This is a genomic window from Mycobacterium sp. IDUB_5 (assembly GCF_055419565.1).
The window spans coordinates 276,739-301,475 of record NZ_JBVAXX010000007.1; the positions used below are offsets into that span (position 1 = coordinate 276,739).

Genomic DNA, 24,737 nt, shown 5'->3' on the forward strand with positions numbered 1-24,737 from the left:
CCTAAGTCTGCGGTACCGCTCCCGCGGCCACGGCAGCCGGCCAGCTGCCGTAATGACTGACGTCGACACCTTCGACCGATCCGTCACATCCGAAAGCCGTCCGCCAGGTTCCGTCGGCGAACTCGACCTTGCCGAGTTGCATCGGCGCCGGCAGTTCGGTCAGGAATCGGCCCAGTGCCGCGGGCGACAGAAGCCAGCGGTGTCCTGTCAGCGCCGCGCCGGTGACACCGTCGGGCATCCGCGTCACCCCGGGTTTGGGCGGCGTGGTCGGCAGCGCGGTCATGCGGTACCTGGGCGCAGTGGTGATCTCGCCGGCGAACCGGGCACCCCGGTCGGTGAGCTGATACACCAGCGGTCCGTCGCGCAGATGGGCACCGAACACCACGAGCTCGGTGTGCTCGGCAACGGCGAGCGGCCACGCTCGAAGCGGCGCCGGATCGGTGGTGAGTCGTGCCGCGATGTCGAGCGCCACGGCGTCGTCGAACGCACGGGCCAGGACGGTGACGCCCGCGCGCCCCGCCGGGACCGCGACCCCGCACATGTCCTCGGTGACGCTGACGCGCACGGACGTCGGTACCAGGAGCGCGTCGACTGTTGCGTCGAGCAATCGGCGGAGAGCAGTTGAGCTTTCACCGTCCACAGCGCGGTGGATCTGTTCGACTGTCGCACCGCTGCGGACGACGTGGTCGACGGCTGCGGTGAACGCCGCGTGCCATGGCTTGTCGAGAGAAGACAGGTCGTCCGGGATTCCCACGACAGGGGTGGGCGGCGCGGCCAACCGGGTGTCCGCCGGCCATGGCCGTGACGGTGCGCCGGTGGCGAGAATCGCCATCGCGGCGTCGGCGAGCGTCAGCGTGGGCGCGAGAATGGTGATGCGAGTGCGGGATTCGTCGGCGCTGAACAGCCCGGCGGTCGGCGTGATCCCGACGATGCCCGGCAGTGCGGCGGCGTCCGTGGCGATGGCGATGTCGGCTTCCCCGGCGGCCACGCGGGCAGCGCATCGGTCGAGGTTGGTCGTGCCCACCACGACGGCACCAGCATCGCGCAGCGCCGAGACGGCGTCGGCGACGCCGAGGGTGTCGCCGACAACAAGCCGCGTGCCGGTCAACGGGCCTGTGCCGCCGCGGCTTTCAGCGATGTCCGCGACATCGGCGTCGTCGCGCCGGCTGATGTTCAGGCTCCCGGAACGGGCGGCGCGTCGTGTGTCTTCTCGTACTCGGCGAGGATGTCGATCCGCCGCTGGTGGCGCGGCGCCTCGGACCAGGCTGCGGCCAGGAAGGCGTCGATGATCGCGAGCGCGTCCTCGGTGGTGTGCATGCGCCCGCCGATCCCCATGACCTGGGCATTGTTGTGCTCGCGGGCCAGCTGGGCCGTCTCGACGCTCCATGCGAGCGCACAGCGGACGCCCGGTACCTTGTTGGCGGCGATCTGTTCGCCGTTGCCGGAGCCGCCGATCACGATACCGAGGCTTCCGTGGTCGGCGACCGTCTTCTCGGCCGCGGCGATGCAGAAGGCCGGGTAGTCGTCCTCGGCGTCGTAGCTGAAGGCGCCGCAGTCGACGGGCTCGTGGCCGGTCGCGCTCAGATGCTCGACGACGGCCTGCTTGAGCTCGTATCCGGCATGGTCGGCTCCGAGATAGACACGCATGGCCGATACCCTACTTCCTCACGACTTCAGCCCGCCCAAACGTCGGGTTGGGCGCAAAAAGCCCCCGATTTCGCGCCCAAATGTCGGGTTGGGCGTAGTGGAGCTCAGCCGATGGTGATGGCGTCGAGGCGTGCCTTGATGAAGTCCGACGTCGTCACCGGCGTCAGCCCCGTCTCCCGGCCGACGGGCGGCGCCAGCGGCGTGACGACGGCGTCGTGGTTGGCCTCGTAGAAGTAGATGAGCGACACCAGATCCTCTTCGGGAGCATGCGGCTGCGGCGGCAACACCCGGTGCCGGCCCGACGGCCACCGCCGACCGCTCCAGTACTCGAGCAGATCACCGATGTTCACGGTCAGGGCCGCAGGATCGTACGGCGCGTCCTCCCAGCCGGCCTCCTCGCTGAACACCTGAAGACCACCGGCGCCCGGCTCGCGATCGAGAATCGTCACGGTGCCGAAGTCGGTGTGCGGGCCGATGCGAAACTGCCCCGGCTCGGGATCACCGACGACGCTGACCGGCGGGTAGTGGTTGATGTTCATCGTCCACGTCGGCATGCTGGCCAGCTCGACGAAAGGGTTGAGCGGCAACCGAAGTGCGTGCGCGAACAGCGCCAGCAGATCGTCGGCGACACCGCGCATCTGCGCGGTGTACTCGTCGACCAACCGTTGCAACGCAGGCACCTCGGACGGCCACACGTTGGGCGCGAACCAGATTCGATCGACCTCGGCGTCGCCGGTGGAGGTCTCGGCGCCCAGGCTGAAACTCTCCTTCAGATCGGGCGGGGTCTCGGTGCCCTCGGCGTAGCCGTTGGCTTCGGCCCCCGGACCGATCCACCCGTGCCCGCCGACCGGCACCGCGTAGCGACTCTTGACCGGCGCGGGCAACGCGAAGAACTCCCGGGCCGCAGCCCGCACGTCGGCGGCCAACCTCGCGTCGACCCCGTGTCCGGTCACCAGGATGAAGCCCGCGCGCTGCAGACCCTCGTCCACCTCGGCGGCCACCGAGTCGGCGTCGGCTCCGCCCAGCCGCCACCGCGAAAGGTCGACGCTGGCAATCACACTCATTCTCCGATGTCCTCCGCCCACAGTTCCGGATGCGCCGCGATGAAATCCGTCATCATCGCCACGCACCGCTCGTCCTCGAGCACGGTGACAGCCACGCCGTGCTCGGCCAGCCAGTCGTGCCCGCCGGTGAAGGTCGTACTCTCCCCGATCACCACGGCGCCGATGTTGAACTGCCGCACCAGCCCGCTGCAGTACCAGCACGGGGACAGCGTCGTCACCATGGTCGTCGAGGAGTATCCGCGCTGGCGGCCCGCATTGCGGAACGCGTCGGTCTCGGCGTGGATCGACGGGTCGTCACGTTGCACGCGCTGGTTGTGGCCGCTGCCGAGCAGTGTCCCGTCGGCGGCGAACAACGCTGCCCCGATCGGTATCCCGCCTTCTGCCAGTCCTTTTCGGGCCTCCTCGACCGCAACGTCGAGCATCGTCTGCGGTGAGGTCACGGCGTGGGAGCTGTGATCGCTTTTCGACACAGCACCAAGTATGCGGCCCCGGCGAGCACGAAACCGACGAAGAAGGTGATGTCGCCGAGCTGAGGTATCGCCGCCGCCACCACACCGACCAACTTCTCCTGATTGGCGAACAGCACCACCGAGACGACCAGGCCGATCAGGAAGGCCGCAAGACCTCCCCAGTTCGCATAGGAGCGGTCGTAGAGCAGATGCGCGACCGGTCGCCCGCGGCGCAGGTACTGATCGGCGAACACCACGCCCAGCCAGGGCCCCACCCAGTAGGCGATGATCAGCAGGAACGCCTCGTAACTGTGCGCGGCGTCGGGCAACGCCCACCAGGCGACGAGGAATCCCGCGACGCCGAAGAACACCGTCACCAACGCACGGGCGACATGGGCGGGCAGGGCGATGCCGGTCGAGACGAACGCCATCGCGCCGGAGTACACGTTGATCGCGTTGGCCGCGATCGCGCCGACGGCGATGGCCAACAGGGTCGCCTTGGCCAACGGCGATGCCAGCTCGGCGGTGAACGAGCCGGTCGGGTCGGCCAGGGACGCCTCACCCGTCGTCACCGACGCGGCCCCCACCACCTCCAGCACCACACACGCGGTGAAAAGCCCAGCAGCGGCGAAGAACCCGGTCCGCGGACCGGACACGGTCGCCGGCAGGTACCGGGTGAAGTCTGCGGCATACGGCGTCCACCCGGCCGCATAGCCGAACGACGTGCCGACGGTGAGCAGGAAGCCACCCAGCCCGCCGACCCCGTCGGCGGCCGGTGCGCCGTTGCCGATGTCAGCGTGGACGAAGATCGCCACCGACGCTGCGAGGAAGACGATGGCGAGTACGGGGAATGAGTACCGCTCGAAGGCCTGTACCAGGTTGTGCCCGAAGAACGCGAGTGCCGTCTGGGCCGCGACGATGATCACCAACCCCATCAGCGGTCCGATACCGAACAGTGTGGACAGCGCGAACGCACCGCTGACACTGTTGGTGGCGAACCAGCCGACGCCGGCGGTGACCGACATCAGCACCGACGGCACCGCGTTGCCCTTGAAGCCGAACGCCAACCGGCCCAACACCATCTGGGGAACGCCGTGCAGTGGCCCGCGCGCCGAGAGGAAGTAGTGGGCCACAGCGCCCAGCCCGGTACCGATGACGATGCCGGCGACCGCCTGCCAGAACGTCATTCCGAACGCGAGCACCGCGAGCATGCCGACGAAGATCGTCGCGAACTCCAGGTTCGGCGACGTCCACGTCCAGAACAGCTGGCTCGGCTTGCCGTGCCGGTCCGCGTCGGCGATGTGCTCGGTGCCGCCCGGTTCGACGGCGACCACGCGGTCCCGGTAGGAGCCGTCGGTGGTGGGTTCGGTGACTGTCACCGATCTACCCTGAGGGCGCACCTGTCACCGCGCAACCGGACGCAACGCGCCCGAAACAATTGCTACTCAGTCGAACGACGGCGACTCGGTGCGGGAACGCTTGAGTTCCCAGAAGTGCGGGTAGGACGCGAACGTCACCGAGGCGTCCCACAGCTTTCCGGCCTCTTCGCCGCGCGGGATCTTCGAGAGCACCGGCCCGAAGAACGCCACCCCGTTGACGTGAATGGTCGGTGTGCCGACATCGTCGCCGACGGCGTCCATGCCCTCGTGATGACTCTTGCGCAGCGCCTCGTCGTGGGCGTCGGAGTCGGCGGCCTTGGAAAGCTCTGCGGGCAGTCCCACCTCGGCCAGAGACTCGCTGATCACCTGCGCGAAGTCCTTGTTGTCCTGGTTGTGGATCCGCGTGCCCATCGCCGTGTACAGCGGCCCCAGCACGTCGGCGCCGTGGGCCTCCTCGGCGGCGATCGCGACGCGCACCGGACCCCACGCCTTCTTCATCATCTCCTGGTACTCCTCGGGCAGATCCCTGCCCTCGTTGAGCACCGCGAGGCTCATGACGTGGAAGTTGACGTCGACATCGCGGACCTTCTCCACTTCGAGAATCCAGCGGGAGGTGATCCAGCACCACGGACACAGCGGGTCGAACCAGAAATCGGCGCGGGACTTCTCGGCCATGGGGTCTCCTCCTCGAGTCGGTGACAGACGTCCATTGCGTCAACCACCGACGCCCGTCCTGTCTTCCCGGCTTGAGACTAGTGTTGACGAGCGTGGCCCTTCCTAATCTGACGCGCGACCAAGCTGCCGAACGCGCCGCCCTGATCACCGTCGACAGTTATCGCGTCGCCCTCGATCTGACCGACGGCGAGGGCTCGCCGAGCGAGCAGACCTTCCGCTCGGTGACGACCATCGAATTCGACGCCACCGCCGGCGCCGACACCTACCTCGACCTCGCGGCGGACTCGATCCGCAGCGCAACGCTCAACGGCAACGACATCGACGTGTCCAGCTACGACGAGTCGACGGGCATTGCGCTCACCGGGCTCGCCGAACACAACGTCGTCGTCGTCGACGCTGACTGCCGGTACTCCAACACCGGCGAGGGACTGCACCGCTTCGTCGACCCTGTCGATGACGAGGTCTACCTGTACTCGCAGTTCGAGACCGCCGACGCCAAGCGGATGTTCGCCTGCTTCGACCAGCCCGACCTCAAAGCCGCCTTCGACATCACCGTCACCGCGCCGGGGCACTGGGAGGTGATCTCCAACGGGGCGACCGTCGACGTGACCTGGGACGGTAAGGCCAAGAACCACACGTTCAAGGCCACCCCGCGGATGAGCACCTACCTGGTGGCGCTGATCGCCGGGCCGTACGCCCGCTGGGACGACGTCTACAGCGACGACCACGGCGACATCCCGCTGGGCATCTTCTGCCGTAAATCGCTGGAAGAGTACATGGACGCCGAACGTCTGTTCACCGAGACCAAGCAGGGATTCGGCTTCTACCACAACAACTTCGGCGTCCCGTACGCGTTCGGCAAGTACGACCAACTGTTCGTCCCAGAGTTCAACGCCGGTGCGATGGAGAACGCCGGCGCGGTGACGTTCCTCGAGGACTACGTGTTCCGGTCCAAGGTGACCCGCTACTCCTATGAGCGTCGCGCCGAGACCGTGCTGCACGAGATGGCCCACATGTGGTTCGGCGACCTGGTCACCATGCAGTGGTGGGATGACCTGTGGCTCAACGAGTCCTTCGCGACCTTCGCCTCGGTGCTGTGCCAGGCCGAGGCCACCGAGTACACCCAGGCCTGGACCACGTTCGCCAACGTGGAGAAGTCGTGGGCGTACCGGCAGGACCAGCTGCCGTCGACGCATCCGGTGGCAGCCGACATCCCCGACCTTCACGCCGTCGAGGTGAACTTCGACGGCATCACCTACGCCAAGGGCGCCAGCGTGCTCAAGCAGCTGGTGGCCTATGTCGGACTCGAGGCGTTCCTCGCAGGACTGCGCGACTACTTCCGCGACCACGCCTTCGGCAATGCGACGTTCGGCGATCTGCTGGGCGCACTGGAGAAGTCGTCCGGCCGCGACCTGTCCGGCTGGGGACGGCAGTGGCTCAAGACGACCGGATTGAACACGCTGCGGCCCGATTTCGACATCGACGCCGACGGCACCTTCACCCGATTCGCGATCGAGCAGGGCGGCGCAAAGCCGGGCGCCGGTGAGACGCGGGTGCATCGCCTCGCGGTGGGCATCTACGACGACGACGCGTCGGGCAAGTTGGTGCGGGTGCACCGCGAGGAGCTCGACGTCGACGGACCGACGACAGAGGTGCCCGGCCTGCGCGGTGTGAAGCGGGGCAAGCTGATCCTGGTCAACGATGATGACTTCACCTACTGCTCACTGCGGCTGGACCCCGATTCCCTGCATACGGTGCTGGGCCGGATCGCCGACATCGCGGAGCCGCTCCCCCGCACCCTGGCGTGGTCCGCGGCGTGGGAGATGACCCGCGACGCGGAGCTGCGGGCCCGTGATTTCGTGGCGCTGGTGATGAGCGGCTTGCACGCCGAATCCGAAGTCGGTGTCGCACAACGACTTCTGTTGCAGGCGCAGACTGCGCTGGGGTCGTACGCCGACCAGCAGTGGGCCGCGGAGAACGGGTGGCCCGCGTTCGGCGATACCCTGCTGGACCTGGCCCGCGAGTCGGCACCCGGCTCGGATCACCAGTTGGCGTTCGTCAACGCGCTGTGCACGTCGGTGCTCTCGCCCAATCACGTCGCGGTTCTGGAGACGCTGCTGGACAATGAGCCGGCCGCGGTGAACCTCGAAGGACTCGTGGTGGACACGGATCTGCGGTGGCGGGTGGTGACGGCACTGGCGCGCGCCGGTGTGCTCGACGCCGACGGCACGCAGACCCCGCTGATCGACGCCGAGGCCGCGAACGATCCGACCGCGGCGGGCCGGCGTCAGGCCGCGGCCGCGGCGGCGGCGCGCCCGCAGGCGGCGGTCAAGGAAGCGGCGTGGCAGCAGGTGGTCGAGGACGACACGCTGGCCAACATCACCGCGCGGGCCATCATCGGTGGTTTCGCCCAACCCGGGCAGGGTGAGGTGCTGGCGCCGTTCCGGGACCGCTACTTCGAGGCGATCTCGGGGGTGTGGGAGCGGCGGTCCAGCGAGGTGGCTCAGACCGTGGTCGTGGGCCTGTATCCGTCGTGGGACATCAGCGCCGAGGCGCTGGAGGCGGCCGACCGGTTCCTGGCGGATCCCGAGGTGCCGCCGGCGCTGCGCCGACTCGTGCTGGAGGGCCGGGCCGGGGTGGAACGGTCGCTGCGCGCCCGGGAGTTCGACACCCAGTAGCGACACGCCGCTCGGGGACGGGAGTTCGCGCACGCTCGCGCGCATACGCTCACGCGGTGGTAATCAACAGTCGCAGGGCGAGGGCGGCACGCAGGCGCAAACGTCGCGTTGCGGCCGTCGTCAACGACCTCACCGACGCGCAGTGGACGGCGATCAAAGCGGCATGGAGCGGCTGCGCCTACTGCGGAGCGACGACCGGAACACTGCAGCGCGACTGCGTGATGGCGATCTCGCGCGGCGGGCGCTACACCGTGGACAACGTGGTGCCCGCGTGCGGGCCGTGCAACGCCAGCAAATGCAACGACGAAGTCACCGGCTGGCTGCGGCGCAAGCGGCTCGACGAGCGGCTCTTCCTGGAGCGCTACGTCCGCATCCGGGCGGCGCTGGTGGCAGCGAACGCCGAGAGTGCACTCCCGGTAGTCGGCGGCACCCGCCAGCTACCGTGAGCGCACTCTCGTGAGACTCGTGAGGGTCAGCGCGGGGACACGCCCGCGGACAGCACGCGGATGCCGCTGATCAAACCGTCGATCAGGTTGCCTTCGCGGAACGACGCTGCAGCCGCGGAGACACCCAGCGGTGCAGCCTCTTCGATGCCGCGGCCCTTGACCTTCGAGCCGTAGACGACCTCGATGGCCCGCTGGTTCGGCGACACGGCGAGCAGAACCGCGTTGTCCGGGGTCGGCACCCGGCCCAGGATCGCCCGCGCCGACGCCGCGGTGTCCTCGCCGAGATCGCCGATGTAGACGGCGAAGCGCGCCTTGGCCGCGCGCGACCCGAACTTCAACGTGTTGTCGAGAACCACCAGGTCCCGCGTGGGGAACGGGTAGTGCACCGACAGCTCGCCGGGCTCGGTGACCCCGGAGATCCGTCCGCTCGCGGTGACGACCGAGCCGTACGGCAGTTCGGCCAGGTCGAGAGCGCCTGCCCGGGTGATTTCACCAGTTGCCACTTGCGCCGCCTCCGATCGTCACGTGCGAACCGTGGCCCCCGTGGCCGTGATCCGCGGGTTCGTCCGCAGCCCACAGGATGGGCTCATGGGTCCACGTCTCGGCGAGGTTGTACGTCGCGGGATGCGGCCCCTTCTTGCGGTAGATCAACAACGCCAGAAGGCCGGCCAAGGCCAGCGGAATCAGCAGGAAGCTCGCATGCACAAGAGCTGTGTTGGTCACGGGCAAACCGTAACGCACGTCCCGGTCAGGCCGCGCCCTCACCCAGGTATCTGACCCACGCCGGGTCGAGTTCTTTGACGCTGGACAGTAACCGCCAGTGCTGACCCTTGGGCGGCATCGGTGCGGATCGCAGCGTCCAGCCCAGTTCGCTCAGCAGCCGGTCCGCCTTGCGGTGATTGCACGGCGAGCACGCCGCGACGCAGTTCTCCCAGGAATGCCCGCCTCCGCGGCTACGCGGAATGACGTGGTCGACCGTGTCGGCCTTGGCTCCGCAGTACACGCACCGGAACCGGTCTCGGTGCATCAGCGCGGCCCGTGTCATCGGCACCCGCGCCCGGTAGGGCACCCGCACGTAGGTGCGCAGACGGATGACCGACGGGACGACGATCGTGCGGCTCGCCGAATGGATGACCGGCCCGAGCGGGTCGTCGTGCACCACGTCGGCCTTGCCGCACATCAGCATGACCACGGCACGGCGCATGGGCAACGCCGTCAACGGCTCGAACGTCGAATTGAGCAGAAGCACCCGGCGGCGTCCCCAGATCGAGGGCTCCGGCACCACGGAGGCGAGAGCGTCGCCACTCGCGGTGAGGCTGTGCAGAGCGCGCGCAGGGGCACTCACTGTCGACCCGGTCGAACTCGTCGCGGTCCGGTGGTGCCGGTGGCCGCGACTATTTCTGCGCTGCACCATACGTCCTCCGCTCGACAGTTCACCACGGATCACTCCGGACCGCACGACAATTCTGGTCGTGTTCGCTGGTCAGTCAGGTGAACTTCTCGTGACCGCTCGCCGATTGCAGGTAGCGCGTTACTCATGCCGGACGGTCCCCGTGCCTTCAGACTGTGCCCATGACTAACGGGGGACCCCGCACCTACCTGCGCTACGAACCCGCCATGGCCGCGTTCCCGCCGGGCGAAGACGCACTGATCTCCGGCCTGGTCGCCGATCTCCACCGCAACAACCAGTTCCAGTACATGAAGAGCCGCTGGTTCGCGAAGTACCGGCGCCACGGCCGACCCCACGCCGTCCGCGATGCGCACGCCAAGAGTTGTGCGGTGCTGTCCGGACAACTGACCGTGCACACCGACCTCGACGCCACCCTGCGACACGGCATGTTCAGCGAGCCGGGCGCCACGTTCGACGTGATCGCCCGGATCTCGCAAACCTCGGGTGCCATCCGCTCCGATCAGGTGCGCGGTGTGCGTGGCCTCGGGCTGAAGATCCTCGGGGTGACGGGCCCCAGCGGGGAGCGCGCCGATGCCCGATTTCCCGACACGAACCAGGACTTCGTCTTCGTCACCGAGCCGGCGTTCCTTTTCCGCAACGCCGCCGACTACGCGAAGGCCGGCATGCGGACCGCGAGGGCCCTGACTGTGCTGCCCGATCCCGGGATGCTGGCGATCAACCGTTCGCTGCGCGCAGTACGACGCGTCGTGCAGCGGACCGGACGGGACCTGCCCGCCAAGTTGCGGGTGTTCGCCGAACCCAACCACCACCCGCTGCGGCAGGCGTTCTACACCGCCGCACCGGTGCGGTTCGGTGACTTCGTGGCAAAGCTACGGGTGGCGCCGACGCCGTCGACCGTTGCCGGCGCTGTTCCGGCGACGATCGACGACGGCCACTACGACGCCGCGTCCCGTGCGGTCGCCTCGTACTTCGCGAGCAAACCGGCCGAGTACGAGGTGGCGGTCCAGCTGTGCACCGATGAGGCCCGAATGCCCCTCGAAGATGCCACGGTGGAGTGGCCTGAGGCCGTGTCTCCGTACCGCCCTGTGGCGACGATCCGCTTCCCCGAGCAAAGGGGATACGACGAGGCTCTGCGCGATTTCGCCGACGACGCCCTGGCTTTCAATTCGTGGCGCGGCATCGCCGAGCACCGCCCGCTGGGGTCGATCAACCGCTTGAAGCTGCGCGTCTATGAGGCCTCGAGCGAATACCGGCATGCGAAGAACGGTGTCCCCCAACTGGAGCCGAGCGACCTGTCGGCGTTCCCCGGTGCCGGTCCCGGTCGCTAACCAGGGGCCATTAGCGAGAACTGGCGGTCGCTGCGCACTACACTCCCGGAATATGCCGCATGGTTGGCAGCTGCTCGACCGTCCTGCGGAGTTCGACGCGGTGCGGTCCGCCCTGACGGGCGCCGAGTCCTACGGTGCTGTGCTCGTCGGCGATGCCGGCGTCGGCAAGACCACGCTCGCCCGGATGGTGACGGAATCGGTGCGGTCAGAGGTGCATTGGGTCGCCTCGACGAAATCGTCGCGCAGCATTCCGCTCGGCGTCTTCGCCCACCTGGTCGGCGGCAGCCCGTCCCGCGACGCGACGGCCCTTCTCGCCTGCGCCCGCGAATCGCTTGTTGCACAAGGCAACAGCATCGTAGGCGTGGACGACGCCCATCTGCTCGACGAGCTCTCGGCCACGCTGCTGCATCAGCTCGCGGTCGACCAGTCGGGTCGGATTCTGGCCACGGTCCGCAGCGGAGAACCGGTGCCCGACGCAGTGACCTCGCTGTGGAAAGACGGCTATCTGCGCCGCATCGAGCTGCAGCCCTTCACCAAGTCACAGAGCATCAAGCTGGTCGAATCCGTGATCGGCGGACGCCTCGAAGGGTTGTCGGCCGATCTGATGTGGCAGTCCTCGGGCGGCAATCCACTGTTCCTGCGCCACCTGGTCGAGGGGTCCATCGACGCGGGGACGCTGCGCAGAGTGGGCGACGTGTGGCAGCTGCGCGGCCCGACGGCCGTGCCGTCGGGTCTGGTGGCGCTGCTGGAGACGCGGCTGGACAGCGCCGGTGCCGAGGTCATGACCGCGCTGAAGCTACTGGCGCTGTGCGAACCGCTGGACGCCGACGCGCTCACCGAGCTCGTCGGTGACGCCGCGGTCGACGAGGCCGAGATGCGGGGGCTGATCCGGTTCACCCAGGACGGCCCCACCCTCAATGCCCGCTTCAGCCACCCGCTCGTCGGTGACGTCGTGCGCACCAAGATCGGTCGGGCCGCCGAGCGCCGGCTCAAGGGCCAGGTGGTGCAGATCCTGCGCCGCCGCGAACTCTCCACCGCCGCAAGCCGGATTCGGATGGCGAACCTGTCGATCGACAGCGATCAGAGCGTCGACGTCGACCTGCTCACCGCGGCAGCCAAGGACGCGATCTTCCTGTCCAACCTGCCGTTGGGAGAACGGTTGGCGCGCAGCGCGTTCGAGCGAACCGGCAGCCTGGCCTCCGGGGCGCTGCTCTCCCGTGCGCTGCTGTGGCAGGGCATGCCCGCAGACGCCGAGGCGATTCTCGCGCAGTTCGCCCCCAACGATCTCGACGAGGTGCAGCTGGTGCAGTGGGGTGTGCCACGGCTGTCGACGCTGTTCTGGTCGATGGGCGAGGTGGCCAAGGCGCACGAGGTGCTCGACCTGGTGCGCGAGCGGGTGCGGATTCCGATCCTGAACCAGATCCTGCGCGCCACGGCGGCCGCGATGGCGGTACACGAGAACAGGATCTCCGAAGGCATCGACGAGGCACTGGCTGTGCTGGCCGACCCGCACGCGCCCGAGCAGGCCGTCGAGTTCGCCGCCTTCGCCGCGGGTTTGGCGATGCCTGTGGCGGGCCGCGGTGACGAGTTCGAGCCGATCGCCGCGCGCTGCCGAGCCGAGCAGAAGGCCACCGACGGCATGATCCGCGTGATGGTCCGCTACTGCGACGTGCTGGCGCTGACCCACATGGGTGATTTCGAGACCGCCGAGGAACGCGCTCTGCGCTATGCGGACTTCTCCTCTGTCGGCCAGTTCCTCGCCTGGGCGATCGCCAAGATCATGGCCGGCGTCGTCGCGACCGCCCGAGGTGATTTCCCGGAGGTGGTCGCATCCATCGAGCAGGCGTTGGCCGCGTTGTCCGCCGAGAGCCCACTGCCGTGGCAGCTGCCCGGGCGGCTGCTACTGGCCCGTGCCTACGCCGCCCTCGGTCGCATCGGCGAGGCGGAGCGCGTCCTCACCGACGCCGCCGAGCACTCCGGCCCGTCGATGGCACTGCACGAACCGCAGCGGCTGATCTCGCGGTCTTGGTACGCCGCCGCCAAGGGCATGGAGCGCAATGCCGTCGAGCTGGCCAGGGCCGCCGCGGACAACGCGCGGCGATCCGGCCAGTTCGCGCTGGAAGCCGAGGCGCTGCACCACGCCACCCGATTCGGGGACCGCGCCACGGCCGATCGGCTCGGTGAACTCACCGGCATCGTGCACGGCACTGTCGTGCCGTTGTTCGCCCGCCATGCCGCAGCCGTCGCCGCCGGGGATGCCACGGGGCTGGACGCCGTCAGCGCCGAGTTCAAGCGGGCAGGCCTGATGCTGTCGGCAGCCGACGCCGCCGCGCAGGCCGCGCCGCTGCACGACGCGGCCGGGGACCGTCGGCGCACCACCGAATCAGGCGCGACCGCGCTGCGTCTGGCCGAGGCGTGCGGGGGCGCATCCACGCCCGCCATCAAGACCGCGGCCCGTCCCCTGCCGTTGACGCCGCGCGAGCGCGAGATCGCCGAGCTGGTGTCGGCTGGGCTCTCCAACCGCGAGGTGGCCGAAGCACTGACGCTGTCGGTGCGCACCGTGGAGGGACACGTCTACCGCGCGTGCTTCAAGCTCGACGTCGCCGACCGCGACGAACTGGCCCGGCTGATCCGGAAGAAGTCCTGACCGTCGGCCGCCGTCGGCCATGGCCCACAATGGGCGGTGATGGATCAACAATCGTTCTACGACGCGGTCGGCGGTCACGACACGTTCCACCGGATCGTGTCACGGTTCTACGAGCAGGTACGCGACGACGAGATCCTGCGCCCGCTGTACCCCGAGGACGAGCTCGAGGCCGCCGAGGAACGGCTGCTGCTGTTCCTCGAGCAGTACTGGGGTGGTCCGCGCACCTATTCCGAGCGGCGCGGCCATCCGCGGTTGAGGATGCGGCATGCCCCGTTCCGGATCGGCTATCTCGAGCGTGATGCATGGCTGCGCTGCATGCACACCGCTGTCGCAGAGATCGACTCGCAGACCCTCGATGACAAGCATCGCGGCGAACTGATCGCGTACCTGGAGATGGCCGCACAATCGATGGTGAACTCCCCCTTCTGAGCCCGCGGGTTCTTAGCGCGAGCAGACGCGAACTCGTGCAATTCGGGCCCAGAACACGCGAGTTCGCGTCTGTTCGCCGGAGAAACGTCAGTGCAGGACCACGGCGGGGTCGCCGCGACGCCGGTACACCGTGCCGAAACGGGCATCGATGCGTAGCCACGTCGCCGTCGTCCGGACCCGCACCACGTCGTCGTCACCTGGGTGGTCGGGGACGAAACCCATCGCGGTCAACGCGAACACACACCGCATCGGAATGCCGACCCGCTGATCGTCGGCAGCCACCTCGACGACATCCTGGTCGAGTAGCGACGTCGGCGGCCCATGCGCACCGGCGTGCTCACGGGCCAGCGCCGAGCCGCGCTGAACAAGCGCGAACACTTCGCGCGCGGGCACGTCGTCCAGATGGACGAAACCCGTGTCCGGCGGAAGGCCACCCCGCCACGCCGAATCCATCGCGAACCCCGGATCGACATGGCCATCGGGTGTCATCGCCGCGAGCCCGGCCAGCAGCGCATCGGCCGCGGCAGACAGGTCTCCAGGCCGTAGCCGGCCCCCGACGGTGCGGCTGGCCAGCACGTCGAATCCGGTGGCCACCCAGGCCGACACCAGCCCACCGGGACGTTCCCGCAGCCGCACCACCGCGGCCTCGTCGACACTGCGGGCACGTTCGGTGAACGCCGCGAGGTCGTCGCGGTGTGCAGGGTCGAGCCAGAGGCCGCGTTCGCTCATCGGGCCCAGTGCTGCAGATACTCCCGCTGCGCGGCCGAGAGTCGTTGCAGTCGTTGCTCTTCGATGTGGACCGCGGCCAGTTGGGTCTCGGCGATGACCGCGGGTTTCGAATCGGGTGCGGCACCGACGGAGCGGACCTCGTAGCCGACCGTGAAGTCGACCGACCGCACCCGGGTGGTCCACATGGTGACCTGAAGCGGAGAGTCGATGAGCCGCAGCTGCGCCTTGTACGCGATCTTCACGTCAGCGATGAGCAGGCCGATCGTGGTGATGTCCGCCTCGAACGGCTCCCGCAGGAACGGGATTCGCGCCTCCTCGAGGATCGTGACCATCGTCGCGTGGTTGATGTGCTGGTACATGTCGATGTCCGACCATCGCACGTGCACCGGCGCCGTGAAGCCCTGCTGTGCCACCTCGCTCGTCACCCCGAAGTTCCCGTTCCACTCGTCCTCGTCATGCTGCGAATCTGGCGGGCCGCCACCGACAGCGTCGCCAAATCGTGCTCACCGCTTTCGTAGAGCTCGGTCAACGTGCGACGCGCGCGGGTGACCCTGTTGCTGTTGGTCATCTCCCACTCGGCGATCTTCTCCTCGCCGTTCTCGTCCGGTTCGCCCACAGCCAGCACGTCGAAGCTCAGCGCGCGCAACGAGCCGTAGATGTCGTCACGAATTGCCAACCGCGCCAACGAATGCCAGCGATCATCGCGAGAGAGCCGCGACACCGCGGTGAGTAGACCGTCGGTGCCCAGGTGATCCATCAGCGCGAAGTAGGTGTCCGCCACCTCTGCCGGCTCGCGGTCGACGATGTCGGCGATGTCGATGACGTCGAGCAGGCTGAACTGGTAGAGCCCGGTGGCCACCTGGAACGCGAGTTCCTCGGACACCCCCTGCCCGCTGAACTCCCCCGCCTCCTTCATCACGATCGCCCGGTCGTCGCCGCGCAACCACTCCGACATCTGCGGCGTCAGCGCGGCCACCTTGTCGGCGAAGCGGTTGATCTCGGCCCCCACCGCCAGCGGCTGGGGGCGGTAGTTGAGCAGCCAGCGCGCGGCGCGGTCGATCAGACGGCGCAGGTCCAGCGTCATGCGATCGGTCACGGCCACCGACACGCCGTCCACCCCGGCGGCGCGGATACGCCGCCACACCTGGCCGACGCCGAAGATCGCGTCGACGGCCACGAAGCTGCGCACCGCGTCGACCGACGACACCCCGACGTCCTCGGCGACGCGGTAGGCGAACGAGATGCCCGCGGTGTCGACGACGTCGTTGACGAGCATGGTGGCGACGATCTCGCGGCGCAGCTGATGCGAGCGGATCTCGGTGGCAAACCGATCCCTCAGCGTCGTCGGGAAGTACGACGGCAACCGCGACGCGAACACCTCCTGGTCGGGCAGGTCGCCGGCGAGCAGGTCGTCTTTGAGTGCCAGCTTGACGTGCGCCATCAGGGTGGCCAATTCCGGCGAGGTGAGCCCGATTCCGGCCTCGGTGCGCCGCCGGATCTCCTTCTCCGACGGCAGGGCCTCGAGCTCACGATTCAAGCCGCGCTCGTCGACGAAGTCCTTGATCATCCGGGCATGCACCGACAGCATGCTGGCGGCGTTGGCGCGGCTCGTGCCCATCAGATCGTTCTGACTCTCGTTGTCCGCGAGGACGAGTCGGCCCACCTCGTCGGTCATCGACAGCAGAAGCTCGGTGCGATCCTCGGCGGTGACCTTGCCGGCCGTGACCAGCGAGTCGATGAGGATCTTGATGTTGACCTCGTGATCGGAGCAATCGACGCCCGCGGAGTTGTCCAGCGCGTCGGTGTTGATCCGGCCGCCGACGAGGTCGAATTCGATGCGGCCCAGCGACGTCACACCCAGGTTGCCGCCTTCACCGATCACCTTGGCGCGCACCTGGTTTCCGTTCACCCGCACCGCATCGTTGGCCCGGTCGCCCACATCGGACTCGATCTCGGCCTTGACGTAGGTACCGATCCCGCCGTTGAACAGCAAGTCGGCCGGCGCCTTGAGGATTGCCCGCATCAGGGCGGGCGGCGTCAGCTCGGTGACGCCATCGTCGATGCCCAACGCCGTGCGCGCTTCGGCACTGATCGGGATCGACTTCTGCTCGCGGCTGTAGACGCCGCCCCCGGCGCTGATCAGCGCGGTGTCGTAGTCCTCCCACGACGAGCGAGGCAGCTCGAACAGACGCTTGCGCTCCTGCCACGACCGCGCTGCGTCGGGGTCGGGGTCGATGAAGATGTGTCGGTGATCGAAGGCGGCGAGCAGCCGGATGTGCTCGGAGAGCAGCATGCCGTTGCCGAACACGTCGCCGCTCATGTCGCCCACCCCGACAACGGTGAAATCCTCACTCTGGGTGTCGATTCCCATTTCGCGAAAGTGTCGCTTCACCGACTCCCAGGCACCCTTGGCGGTGATGCCCATCGCCTTGTGGTCGTAGCCGACCGAGCCGCCGGAGGCGAACGCGTCGCCCAGCCAGAACCCGTAGGACTTCGCGACGTCGTTGGCGATGTCGGAGAACGTCGCGGTGCCCTTGTCGGCGGCGACGACGAGGTAGGCGTCGTCGCCGTCGCGGCGCACCACACCCTCGGGGGTGACGATCGCGCCCGAGGACTTGTCGACGTTGTCGGTCAGGTCGAGCAGCCCGGCGATGAACAGCCGGTAGCAGGCCACACCCTCTTCGCGGGTGGCGTCACGGTCGGCGGCCGCGTCCCCGGTGGGCGCCGGTGGCCTCTTGACCACGAAACCGCCCTTCGCGCCGACGGGCACGATCACGGCGTTCTTCACCGCCTGCGCCTTGACCAGGCCGAGGATCTCGGTGCGGAAGTCCTCCCGGCGATCCGACCAGCGCAACCCGCCGCGGGCGACGAACCCGAACCGCAGGTGCACGCCCTCGACCCGCGGCGAGTACACGAAGATCTCGAATTTCGGCCGCGGCAAGGGCAATTCGTCGATCAACTCCGAGTTCATCTTCAGTGACAGCACATTGCGTTCACGCGCCGAACCCGCCCGCGTCACGAAGTAGTTCGTGCGCAGCGTCGCCTGGATCATCGAGGCGAACGCCCGCAGCACCCGGTCGGTGTCGAGGCTGACCAGAGCGTCGATGTCGGCGGCCACCGCCGCGGCCGCCGCCTGGGCATCGCGGCGGACGTCGGTCTGGTTCTGCTCAGGCGAGCTGAACACCGCAGGATTGAACAAGGCCTCGAACAGCTCGACCAGCGAGCGGGCGGTGCCCGCGTTGTTGTTCAGAGTGTCCTCGATGTGGGACTGGCTGTACGAAAAGCCGGCCTGTTTCAGGTATTTCGCGTAGGCCCGCAGCACCGTCACCTGCTGCCACGTCAGACCGGCCCGCAGCACCAGCTCGTTGAACCGGTCGATCTCGCAGTTGCCGTGCCAGATCGCGGTGACGGCATCGGCGAACCGCTGCGCCGTCGCGTCCCGTTCCGGCCCCGGCCCGGTCATCGGGATGCCGTGGTGCGGCGACACCTTGAACTGGTAGATCCACACCGGCAGACCGTCGGGCCGCGTGACCGTGAACGGCCGCTCCTCGAGCACCGTCACGCCCATCGACTGCAGCATGGGAAGCAGACGACTCAGTGACGCCGACTGGCCGCCGAGGTACCAGATCAGATTCGAGATGCCGTCGACGGCGGTGTTCTCGGTGTCGTCGAGTACGAGCTTGACGGAGTTGTCCCCCAGCTGCTCGATGATCTCGATGTCGGTCAGGGCGTGCAGCGGGTTGACTGCCTGCTTGTAGACCTCCGGGAACGCAGCGGCGTAGTGCTCTGCGATGCCCTGATCGATCGACGCGGTCCGAACCGCACCGAGCATCCGGTCCGCCCACGTGCGCGCAGCCTCGGTGAGCAGATCCTGGATGCGCGATTCGTTCTCGTCGGAGACATCGACATCCGCGACGCGCGACCCCTCCGGCAACCGGACCGTGAAATGCACGAGCGCCCAAGGTGATTCGCTCACTCGCGCGGCGTAGTCGATGCTGATGCCGCCGAGTTCGCGGACCAGGATGTCCTGCATCTCCAGGCGCACCGCGGTGGTGTAGCGGTCACGCGGCAGATACACCAGGCACGACACGAAGTGGGCCAGTGGATCGGCCCGCATGAACAACAGCGTGCGTCGACGAGAGCCCAGGTCGACGACGGCCATCGCCATGTCGAGGAGGTCGCGGGCGGACAGCGCGAACAGTTCCGAGCGCGGGATGGTCTGGATGATGTCGAGCAGAAGCTGCCCCGGGTGACTGGGATCGCGGTGGGCCATCGCGAGCGCATCGTTGACACGACGGGAGATCAACGGGATCTCGAGCACATTGGCGTTCATGGCGGCGACGGTGAACAGTCCGACGAAACGGTGCTCGACGGCCGCGGCGTCGGCGCTACCGTCCTCGGCCTGCTCGCGCACCACGATGATCTGCGGGTAGGCGCCGTAGCGCAGGAAGCTCGGGATCGTCGCCTGCGCCAACGCCAGCAGTTCGTCCTTGTTGGTCAGCTGGGGCAGAACGTCTTGGCGCAGCCGCAGCACCCCGAGACGGCTGGCGGCGTCGACGGTGGCGTGCCCGTCACGCACGGGGCAGCGCTGGTAGCCCAGCAGAACGAAGTGGCCGTCGGCGAGCCAGCGCAACAGCGCCGCGACATCCTTGCGGTCGGTGCTCGGGAAGCGCCGACCGGTGTCGCTGTCGAGTTCGGCGGCCAGCCCGCGCAGCGTCGCACCCATGCTCTGCGAATCCAGCGCGACCTGGCGGGCGTCGGCGAGAACCCGGGGCAGGAGCCGTTCGGCCTCGGCCAGCGCGCGCCGGTCGACGGCGCTGGAGAGTTGCACGTGCACCCAGGTCTCGTCGACGCCGTCACCGAATGTCGCTTCCGAGGACGGCACGATGTCGAGGAGTTCCCCGCCCGCGCCGCGGCGCACCCGGAACACCGGATTCATGATCGCCTTGTAGGCGACCCCGACGCGGTGCAGCAGCACCGTCACCGAATCCATCAGCATCGGCGCGCTGTCGGTGATGACCTGAAGCGCCGGGCCGAACCCGCCGGGTTCGTCGGCGCGGTAGACGGCGACCAGCGTCGCTCCGGCAGACCGCTGGCGGCCGAGCCGGTACTGCGCCTCCACCATGGCCGACATGCCGTCGGACGGGCTGCGGAGAGGACCGGTGACGGCCCCCTCCGAGCCGGGCGCACCGCCGTGGGGCCCCCGATAGGTCTGCAGGTACGCGGGGATCAATCGATCGATCGCCTCAGGGGTCAGGTCTTTCTCAGTTGCCCCGATCGCACCGGGATTCAACGACATCCGCCGCTCCTCCAGTCACACGCTGCGGACCTGCCGCCGTTGGCTGCGACCGGGTCCGCACAAGCGGTCGGTCACGTGGCCCGCAGAACGAGACTATCCTCGCGTGAGCTTGCGGTGGGTGACCCTGTGCGGACGCGCTGCATCGGCACCGAGTCGCTCCACCTTGTTCTCCTCGTAGCCGCCGAAGTTGCCCTCGAACCAGAACCATTTGGCCTCGTTGTCGGTGTCGCCCTCCCACGCGAGGATGTGGGTGCAGGTGCGGTCCAGGAACCAGCGATCGTGGGAGATGACCACGGCGCAGCCCGGGAACTGCTGGAGCGCGTTCTCCAGCGAGCTCAGCGTCTCCACGTCGAGGTCGTTGGTGGGCTCGTCGAGAAGGATCAGGTTGCCGCCCTCTTTGAGCGTCAACGCCAGGTTCAGCCGGTTGCGCTCACCACCGGAGAGCACGCCCGCGGGCTTCTGCTGGTCCGGGCCCTTGAAGCCGAACGCCGACACGTAGGCCCGCGACGGGATCTCGTTCTGCCCGACCTCGATGTAGTCCAGGCCGTCGGAGACCACCTCCCAGACGGTCTTCTTCGGGTCGATGCCGGCGCGGCTCTGGTCGACATAGCTCAACTTGACGGTCTCACCGACCTTGACGGTCCCGCTGTCGGGCTGCTCGAGCCCGACGATCGTCTTGAACAGCGTGGTCTTGCCGACACCGTTGGGGCCGATCACGCCGACGATGCCGTTGCGCGGCAACGTGAACGACAGGTCCTTGATCAACTGCCTGCCATCAAAACCCTTGTCGAGGTGCTCGACCTCGACCACGACGTTGCCCAGACGCGGGCCGACGGGGATCTGGATCTCTTCGAAATCGAGCTTGCGGGTCTTCTCGGCCTCGGCGACCATCTCCTCGTACCGGGTCAGACGGGCCTTGCTCTTGGCTTGGCGGGCCTTGGCGCCCGAGCGCACCCATTCCAGTTCGTCCTTGAGCCGCTTCTGCAGCTTGGCGTCCTTACGGCCCTGAACGGCGATGCGCTCGGCCTTCTTCTCCAGGTACGTCGAGTAGTTGCCCTCGTACGGATAGGCGCGGCCGCGGTCGAGTTCGAGGATCCACTCAGCGACGTTGTCCAGGAAGTACCGGTCGTGGGTGACGGCGAGGATGGCGCCCTTGTATTCGGCGAGGTGCTGTTCGAGCCACAGCACACTCTCGGCGTCGAGGTGGTTGGTCGGCTCGTCGAGCAGCAGCAGGTCGGGCTTGGACAGCAGCAGCTTGCACAGTGCGACGCGGCGCTTCTCACCACCGGAGAGGTGGGTCACCGGCTCGTCGGCGGGTGGGCAACGCAGCGCGTCCATCGCCTGTTCGAGCTGGCTGTCGATGTCCCATGCGTCCGCGGCGTCGAGCTCCTCTTGGAGCCTGCCCATCTCGTCCATGAGCTCGTCGGTGTAGTCGGTCGCCATCAGCTCGGCGACTTCGTTGTACCGGTTGAGCTTGGCCTTGATCGCCACGCCCTCTTCGACGTTCTCACGCACGGTCTTGGTCTCGTCGAGCTGGGGCTCCTGCATCAGGATGCCGACGGTGGCGCCCGGCGCCAGGAACGCGTCGCCGTTGTTCGGCTGGTCCAAGCCGGCCATGATCCGCAAGACGCTCGACTTACCGGCCCCGTTGGGGCCGACGACGCCGATCTTCGCGCCCGGAAGGAAGTTCAGGGTGACGTCGTCAAGGATGACCTTGTCGCCGTGCGCCTTGCGGACCTTCCGCATCGTGTAGATGAATTCGGCCATGCCTCTGATATCGCCTTTCTCAGGTCTTCGCGATCTGCGAGAGTCCGGGCCCATCCTAGGCGCGGCCGTGATGCCGGGTGACGGTGGCGGCGCTCGGAGCTACGCGGTGAGCGCCAATGCTTCACCCTCGCCGCTGCCCTCGTCGACGCTCGCGCCGGTGGAGGGCCCGATCTCGGTGTCGGTGTCGGAACTGCTCTCAGAGCCGGCTTCGGCGGGCTGCTCGGAATGGCGACGCTTGTCGATGCGGGCGATGCACCGCGCCAGATCCGGCCCCACCGATGTGGCCCTGATCTCCAGCGCCGACCGTCGGTTGCCGTCGCGGTCTTCATATTCGCTGGTGTACACGTTGCCAACAACGATCACCGCGTCACCCTTCCCCAGACCTGCCCCGACGCCGGTGACCAGGCGCCCCCAGCAGTTGACCGTCGCGTAGAGCGAATTGCCCGGCTCCCACGTGCCGTCGGAGGTACGCCGGCGTGAGTTGCTCGCGACGCGGAACTTGAACAGCTCCTGGTCCCCGACCCAGCGGCGCTCAGGGTTGGTGACGATAGTGCCGACGACGGTGATCGGTGTTTCGAACATGGCGGTTCTCTTTCTCTGAAGCTGCGGCACGGGCACAGCGCCCGCGCCGTCGATGACACCGCCATTGACCGCCGCCGCACCGACACCTCAGCCGCCCGACTGCCGAGTGCACGGAGAAGCTGTGGATGGAACAGTCTTTGGGGATGGACCCCGTCAGAGGGTCAGCTGTCGGCGCGATCGCGGCGCGCCAGCTCGGCCAGCATCGCGTTGTATGCGGCCAGATCGGCGTCGTCGTCGCGGTCGGCAGCGCGGTCGAGCCGGCGTGCGGTCCGATCGTCGCTGCGCCGCCACTGCACGAACAGTGCGATCAACACCACCACGAGCGGCACCTCGCCGGCCGCCCAGGCGATGGCCCCGCCCAGACGCTGGTCGGCGAGCAGGTCGGTGTGCCACGGCAAGGCCAGGGAGCGGTAGAAGTCGCCGCCGATCGCGGTGTTGGTCCCCATCAGCACGACGCCGAAGAACGCGTGCAGCGGAAGCGAGGCGAACACCATCGCGAGCTTCGCGATCGGAGGCAATGGCCGCGGCGTCGGATCGACGCCGATCACGACCCAGTAGAACAGGTAGCCGCTGAGCAGGAAGTGCACGTTCATCGCCAGGTGCGCGGCGTGACTACCGACCACCGCGTCGAAAATCCCGCCGAAGTACAGCCCGTAGAACCCGACGATGAACAGGGCGGTCGCCACGAACGGGTTGGTCAGCAACCGAGACACCCGCGAATGCAGGGCCGCCAGCAGCCACTCCCGTGGTCCCGGCGGCGCATCTCGTCCCGCCGTCGGCAACGCCCGCAGCGCCATCGTGATCGGGGCGCCGAGCACGAACAGGATCGGCACCAGCATGGACAGCAGCATGTGCGCGATCATGTGCATGCTGAACATCGCCGGCATGTAGCGGCCGAGGCCGGACGACGTCGTGAACAACAGCAGCAGGCAGCCGAGCAGCCAGGCCACCACACGGCCGGTCGGCCATGCGTCTCCCCGGCGACGCAACCGCCGGTACCCGGCCAGATAGACCGCGGCGAGGATCAGCGCGGCGGTGCCGAAGACCAGATCGAACCGCCAGTCGAAGAGCAGACGAGCGACGGTCGGCGGGCCGGCCAGGTCGTAGCCGATCTCCACCTCCGGGATGGACAGATTCGTGTCGAGGGGAGGCGGCGGAGGCGTGCGCCCGAGGGCGACGGCGATCCCGAACGTCAGCCCGAAGACCAGCGCTTCGATCAGCGCCAGTCGGATCAGTGCGCCGCGCGCCGGAGGGTCGGAGGCCAGCGCGACGATCCCGCGGCGACGCTGCTGCCACCCGAGGAGGCCGAGAGCGAGGAGCGCGGTCAGTTTCGCGAGCAGCAACCAGCCATAGCGGGTGTGGATCAGGTCCGCGGGCTGCACCCGCACCAGCGCGTTGATGACGCCGCTCGCCGCCATCGCGACGAAGCACCACAGCGCCACCGTCGAGAAGCGTCGTGCCGCGAGATGATCGTTTCGCCCAGATCCGCCGCGAAGCGCGTGCACCAGCAGCGCCAGGAGCCCGCCGGCCCACACCGCGCCCGCGATCAGGTGCACCAGGAGGCTGTTGGTCGCAATGTCATGCGATCCGCCCGAGGAGGAGTGGCCGGTGAGCGCCAACGGCAGCAGGGTGGCCAGCGAACCGGCGAACAGCACCGGTGTCCACGCCCAGCGCAGGACGGGAATGCTCACCACGGTCACCACCGCGGCGAACAGCGCGGCCCATCGCCACGCACCCGCGATGTCGATCAGGTCGGCGACCGACCAGATGTCGGCCGGACTCAGTCGCGTCGTCAGCGGCTGACCGCTGATGTCGGACACCGTCAGCGGCACCATCAGGACTGCGCACACCGTCCAGATGCCCGTTGCGGCGGTCCCGACGCGCAGCGCCCGGTAGCCGTCGACGTCGAGAACCCCGGTGGTCTGTGGCGGCACCAGGAACGCTGCGAACAGGAACGAGCCGGTCGCGACGACCGCGGCGATCTCGCCGGCCGCCTTGACGAACGGCAACCCGTAGGTGGTGACGGGCCCCGGGTCAGGCAGGCCCGTCGCGGTCAGCGCCTCGGCGAGCGACAGCGCCGACAACGCCGCTGCGGTCAGGCCCGCGAGCACCGCGATGCCGTAGAGCACCGGCCACACCGAGGCGCGACGCACCCGTGCGGGCGCGGCGGAGCCGGTGAGAGTCATGCATCCAGCGTATGACCTGCC

At 68.2% G+C, this 24,737-nt stretch carries 20 protein-coding genes; 5 read left to right on the forward strand and 15 right to left on the reverse strand.

Translation table 11 applies throughout. The annotated features are described in order from the left end of the window. Nucleotide 1: 1 nt before the first annotated feature. The 6 genes from ACZY1G_RS23875 to ACZY1G_RS23900 form a co-directional block, all read right to left on the reverse strand. Nucleotides 2-1,108 (reverse strand): allophanate hydrolase-related protein, encoded by a 1,107-nt coding sequence (locus ACZY1G_RS23875; RefSeq protein WP_463817610.1) that lies wholly within the window; start codon nucleotides 1,106-1,108, stop codon nucleotides 2-4. A 65-nt stretch (nucleotides 1,109-1,173) separates the two neighbouring features. Continuing rightward, nucleotides 1,174-1,647 carry a ribose-5-phosphate isomerase gene (locus ACZY1G_RS23880; protein WP_463823781.1) on the reverse strand — a complete coding sequence of 158 codons (474 nt, stop codon included), beginning with the start codon at nucleotides 1,645-1,647 and terminating at the stop codon, nucleotides 1,174-1,176. A 104-nt stretch (nucleotides 1,648-1,751) separates the two neighbouring features. After that, on the reverse strand, nucleotides 1,752-2,711 hold the full coding sequence (locus tag ACZY1G_RS23885; protein ID WP_463817613.1) for an isopenicillin N synthase family dioxygenase: 960 nt from the start codon (nucleotides 2,709-2,711) through the stop codon (nucleotides 1,752-1,754). Next, complete coding sequence (locus ACZY1G_RS23890; protein ID WP_463817775.1) at nucleotides 2,708-3,133, reverse strand: nucleoside deaminase; 426 nt, start codon at nucleotides 3,131-3,133, stop codon at nucleotides 2,708-2,710. The genes ACZY1G_RS23885 and ACZY1G_RS23890 overlap by 4 nt, the downstream gene beginning before the upstream one ends. Before the next feature lie 14 nt (nucleotides 3,134-3,147). Then, complete coding sequence (locus ACZY1G_RS23895; RefSeq protein WP_463823782.1) at nucleotides 3,148-4,539, reverse strand: purine-cytosine permease family protein; 1,392 nt, start codon at nucleotides 4,537-4,539, stop codon at nucleotides 3,148-3,150. Between the two features lie 66 nt (nucleotides 4,540-4,605). Continuing rightward, entirely contained in the window at nucleotides 4,606-5,214 is a 609-nt protein-coding gene (locus ACZY1G_RS23900) for a mycothiol-dependent nitroreductase Rv2466c family protein (RefSeq protein ID WP_463823783.1), read from the reverse strand. Nucleotides 5,215-5,306: 92 nt separating this feature from the next. On the opposite strand from ACZY1G_RS23900, the gene pepN reads away from it, so the two are divergent. Continuing rightward, nucleotides 5,307-7,892 carry an aminopeptidase N gene (pepN, locus tag ACZY1G_RS23905; protein ID WP_463823784.1) on the forward strand — a complete coding sequence of 862 codons (2,586 nt, stop codon included), beginning with the start codon at nucleotides 5,307-5,309 and terminating at the stop codon, nucleotides 7,890-7,892. Between the two features lie 56 nt (nucleotides 7,893-7,948). After that, nucleotides 7,949-8,338, forward strand: coding sequence for an HNH endonuclease (locus ACZY1G_RS23910; RefSeq protein ID WP_463823785.1), 390 nt, complete (start codon nucleotides 7,949-7,951; stop codon nucleotides 8,336-8,338). Nucleotides 8,339-8,364: 26 nt separating this feature from the next. Here the strand turns inward: ACZY1G_RS23910 and ACZY1G_RS23915 are convergent, their stop codons facing one another. The 3 genes from ACZY1G_RS23915 to ACZY1G_RS23925 are packed head-to-tail and all read right to left on the reverse strand — an operon-like array spanning nucleotide 8,365 to nucleotide 9,752. Then, nucleotides 8,365-8,841, reverse strand: a complete 477-nt coding sequence (locus ACZY1G_RS23915) for a DUF5130 domain-containing protein (protein WP_463817619.1) — start codon at nucleotides 8,839-8,841, stop codon at nucleotides 8,365-8,367. Beyond that, nucleotides 8,828-9,061, reverse strand: coding sequence for an aa3-type cytochrome oxidase subunit CtaJ (gene ctaJ / locus ACZY1G_RS23920; protein ID WP_463817621.1), 234 nt, complete (start codon nucleotides 9,059-9,061; stop codon nucleotides 8,828-8,830). The genes ACZY1G_RS23915 and ctaJ overlap by 14 nt, the downstream gene beginning before the upstream one ends. 25 nt (nucleotides 9,062-9,086) lie before the next feature. Further along, nucleotides 9,087-9,752: an HNH endonuclease gene (locus tag ACZY1G_RS23925; protein WP_463817623.1), complete on the reverse strand. Its 666-nt coding sequence runs from the start codon at nucleotides 9,750-9,752 to the stop codon at nucleotides 9,087-9,089. 158 nt (nucleotides 9,753-9,910) lie between these two features. Between ACZY1G_RS23925 and ACZY1G_RS23930 the strand changes: the two genes are divergently transcribed. From ACZY1G_RS23930 to ACZY1G_RS23940, 3 genes are read left to right on the forward strand one after another with little or no spacing between them, the layout of a single operon-like run. Further along, nucleotides 9,911-11,077: a catalase family protein gene (locus ACZY1G_RS23930; protein WP_463823786.1), complete on the forward strand. Its 1,167-nt coding sequence runs from the start codon at nucleotides 9,911-9,913 to the stop codon at nucleotides 11,075-11,077. Nucleotides 11,078-11,129: 52 nt separating this feature from the next. Next, on the forward strand, nucleotides 11,130-13,724 hold the full coding sequence (locus ACZY1G_RS23935) for a helix-turn-helix transcriptional regulator (RefSeq protein ID WP_463823787.1): 2,595 nt from the start codon (nucleotides 11,130-11,132) through the stop codon (nucleotides 13,722-13,724). A 39-nt stretch (nucleotides 13,725-13,763) separates the two neighbouring features. Continuing rightward, complete coding sequence (locus tag ACZY1G_RS23940) at nucleotides 13,764-14,153, forward strand: globin (RefSeq protein WP_463823788.1); 390 nt, start codon at nucleotides 13,764-13,766, stop codon at nucleotides 14,151-14,153. 87 nt (nucleotides 14,154-14,240) lie between these two features. Here ACZY1G_RS23940 and ACZY1G_RS23945 read toward each other — a convergent pair whose 3' ends face one another. The 6 genes from ACZY1G_RS23945 to ACZY1G_RS23970 all read right to left on the reverse strand — a co-directional run bounded on the left by ACZY1G_RS23945 (nucleotide 14,241) and on the right by ACZY1G_RS23970 (nucleotide 24,716). Next, complete coding sequence (locus tag ACZY1G_RS23945) at nucleotides 14,241-14,882, reverse strand: DUF8185 domain-containing protein (protein WP_463817628.1); 642 nt, start codon at nucleotides 14,880-14,882, stop codon at nucleotides 14,241-14,243. Next, complete coding sequence (locus tag ACZY1G_RS23950) at nucleotides 14,879-15,295, reverse strand: acyl-CoA thioesterase (protein WP_463823856.1); 417 nt, start codon at nucleotides 15,293-15,295, stop codon at nucleotides 14,879-14,881. Before ACZY1G_RS23950 ends, ACZY1G_RS23945 begins: the two co-directional genes overlap by 4 nt. Nucleotides 15,296-15,303: 8 nt before the next feature. Then, nucleotides 15,304-20,181, reverse strand: coding sequence for an NAD-glutamate dehydrogenase (locus tag ACZY1G_RS23955; RefSeq protein WP_463823789.1), 4,878 nt, complete (start codon nucleotides 20,179-20,181; stop codon nucleotides 15,304-15,306). 93 nt (nucleotides 20,182-20,274) lie between these two features. Further along, nucleotides 20,275-21,948: an energy-dependent translational throttle protein EttA gene (gene ettA, locus ACZY1G_RS23960; protein ID WP_463823790.1), complete on the reverse strand. Its 1,674-nt coding sequence runs from the start codon at nucleotides 21,946-21,948 to the stop codon at nucleotides 20,275-20,277. A gap of 99 nt (nucleotides 21,949-22,047) precedes the next feature. Beyond that, nucleotides 22,048-22,530, reverse strand: a complete 483-nt coding sequence (locus ACZY1G_RS23965) for a single-stranded DNA-binding protein (RefSeq protein ID WP_463823791.1) — start codon at nucleotides 22,528-22,530, stop codon at nucleotides 22,048-22,050. Between the two features lie 161 nt (nucleotides 22,531-22,691). Next, nucleotides 22,692-24,716, reverse strand: coding sequence for a bifunctional copper resistance protein CopD/cytochrome c oxidase assembly protein (locus tag ACZY1G_RS23970; RefSeq protein ID WP_463823792.1), 2,025 nt, complete (start codon nucleotides 24,714-24,716; stop codon nucleotides 22,692-22,694). Nucleotides 24,717-24,737 lie beyond the last annotated feature (21 nt).

Excerpts from the sequence above, each read along its gene's own strand:
- ACZY1G_RS23925 (WP_463817623.1), bottom strand. The coding sequence starts at position 9,752 with ATGGTGCAGCGCAGAAATAGTCGCGGCCACCGGCACCACCGGACCGCG.
- ACZY1G_RS23945 (WP_463817628.1), bottom strand. The coding sequence starts at position 14,882 with ATGAGCGAACGCGGCCTCTGGCTCGACCCTGCACACCGCGACGACCTC.
- ACZY1G_RS23885 (WP_463817613.1), bottom strand. The coding sequence starts at position 2,711 with ATGAGTGTGATTGCCAGCGTCGACCTTTCGCGGTGGCGGCTGGGCGGA.
- ACZY1G_RS23970 (WP_463823792.1), bottom strand. The coding sequence starts at position 24,716 with ATGACTCTCACCGGCTCCGCCGCGCCCGCACGGGTGCGTCGCGCCTCG.
- ACZY1G_RS23890 (WP_463817775.1), bottom strand. The coding sequence starts at position 3,133 with ATGCTCGACGTTGCGGTCGAGGAGGCCCGAAAAGGACTGGCAGAAGGC.
- ACZY1G_RS23935 (WP_463823787.1), top strand. The coding sequence starts at position 11,130 with ATGCCGCATGGTTGGCAGCTGCTCGACCGTCCTGCGGAGTTCGACGCG.
- ACZY1G_RS23965 (WP_463823791.1), bottom strand. The coding sequence starts at position 22,530 with ATGTTCGAAACACCGATCACCGTCGTCGGCACTATCGTCACCAACCCT.
- ACZY1G_RS23940 (WP_463823788.1), top strand. The coding sequence starts at position 13,764 with ATGGATCAACAATCGTTCTACGACGCGGTCGGCGGTCACGACACGTTC.
- ACZY1G_RS23880 (WP_463823781.1), bottom strand. The coding sequence starts at position 1,647 with ATGCGTGTCTATCTCGGAGCCGACCATGCCGGATACGAGCTCAAGCAG.
- ACZY1G_RS23955 (WP_463823789.1), bottom strand. The coding sequence starts at position 20,181 with ATGTCGTTGAATCCCGGTGCGATCGGGGCAACTGAGAAAGACCTGACC.
- ACZY1G_RS23930 (WP_463823786.1), top strand. The coding sequence starts at position 9,911 with ATGACTAACGGGGGACCCCGCACCTACCTGCGCTACGAACCCGCCATG.
- ACZY1G_RS23900 (WP_463823783.1), bottom strand. The coding sequence starts at position 5,214 with ATGGCCGAGAAGTCCCGCGCCGATTTCTGGTTCGACCCGCTGTGTCCG.
- ettA (WP_463823790.1), bottom strand. The coding sequence starts at position 21,948 with ATGGCCGAATTCATCTACACGATGCGGAAGGTCCGCAAGGCGCACGGC.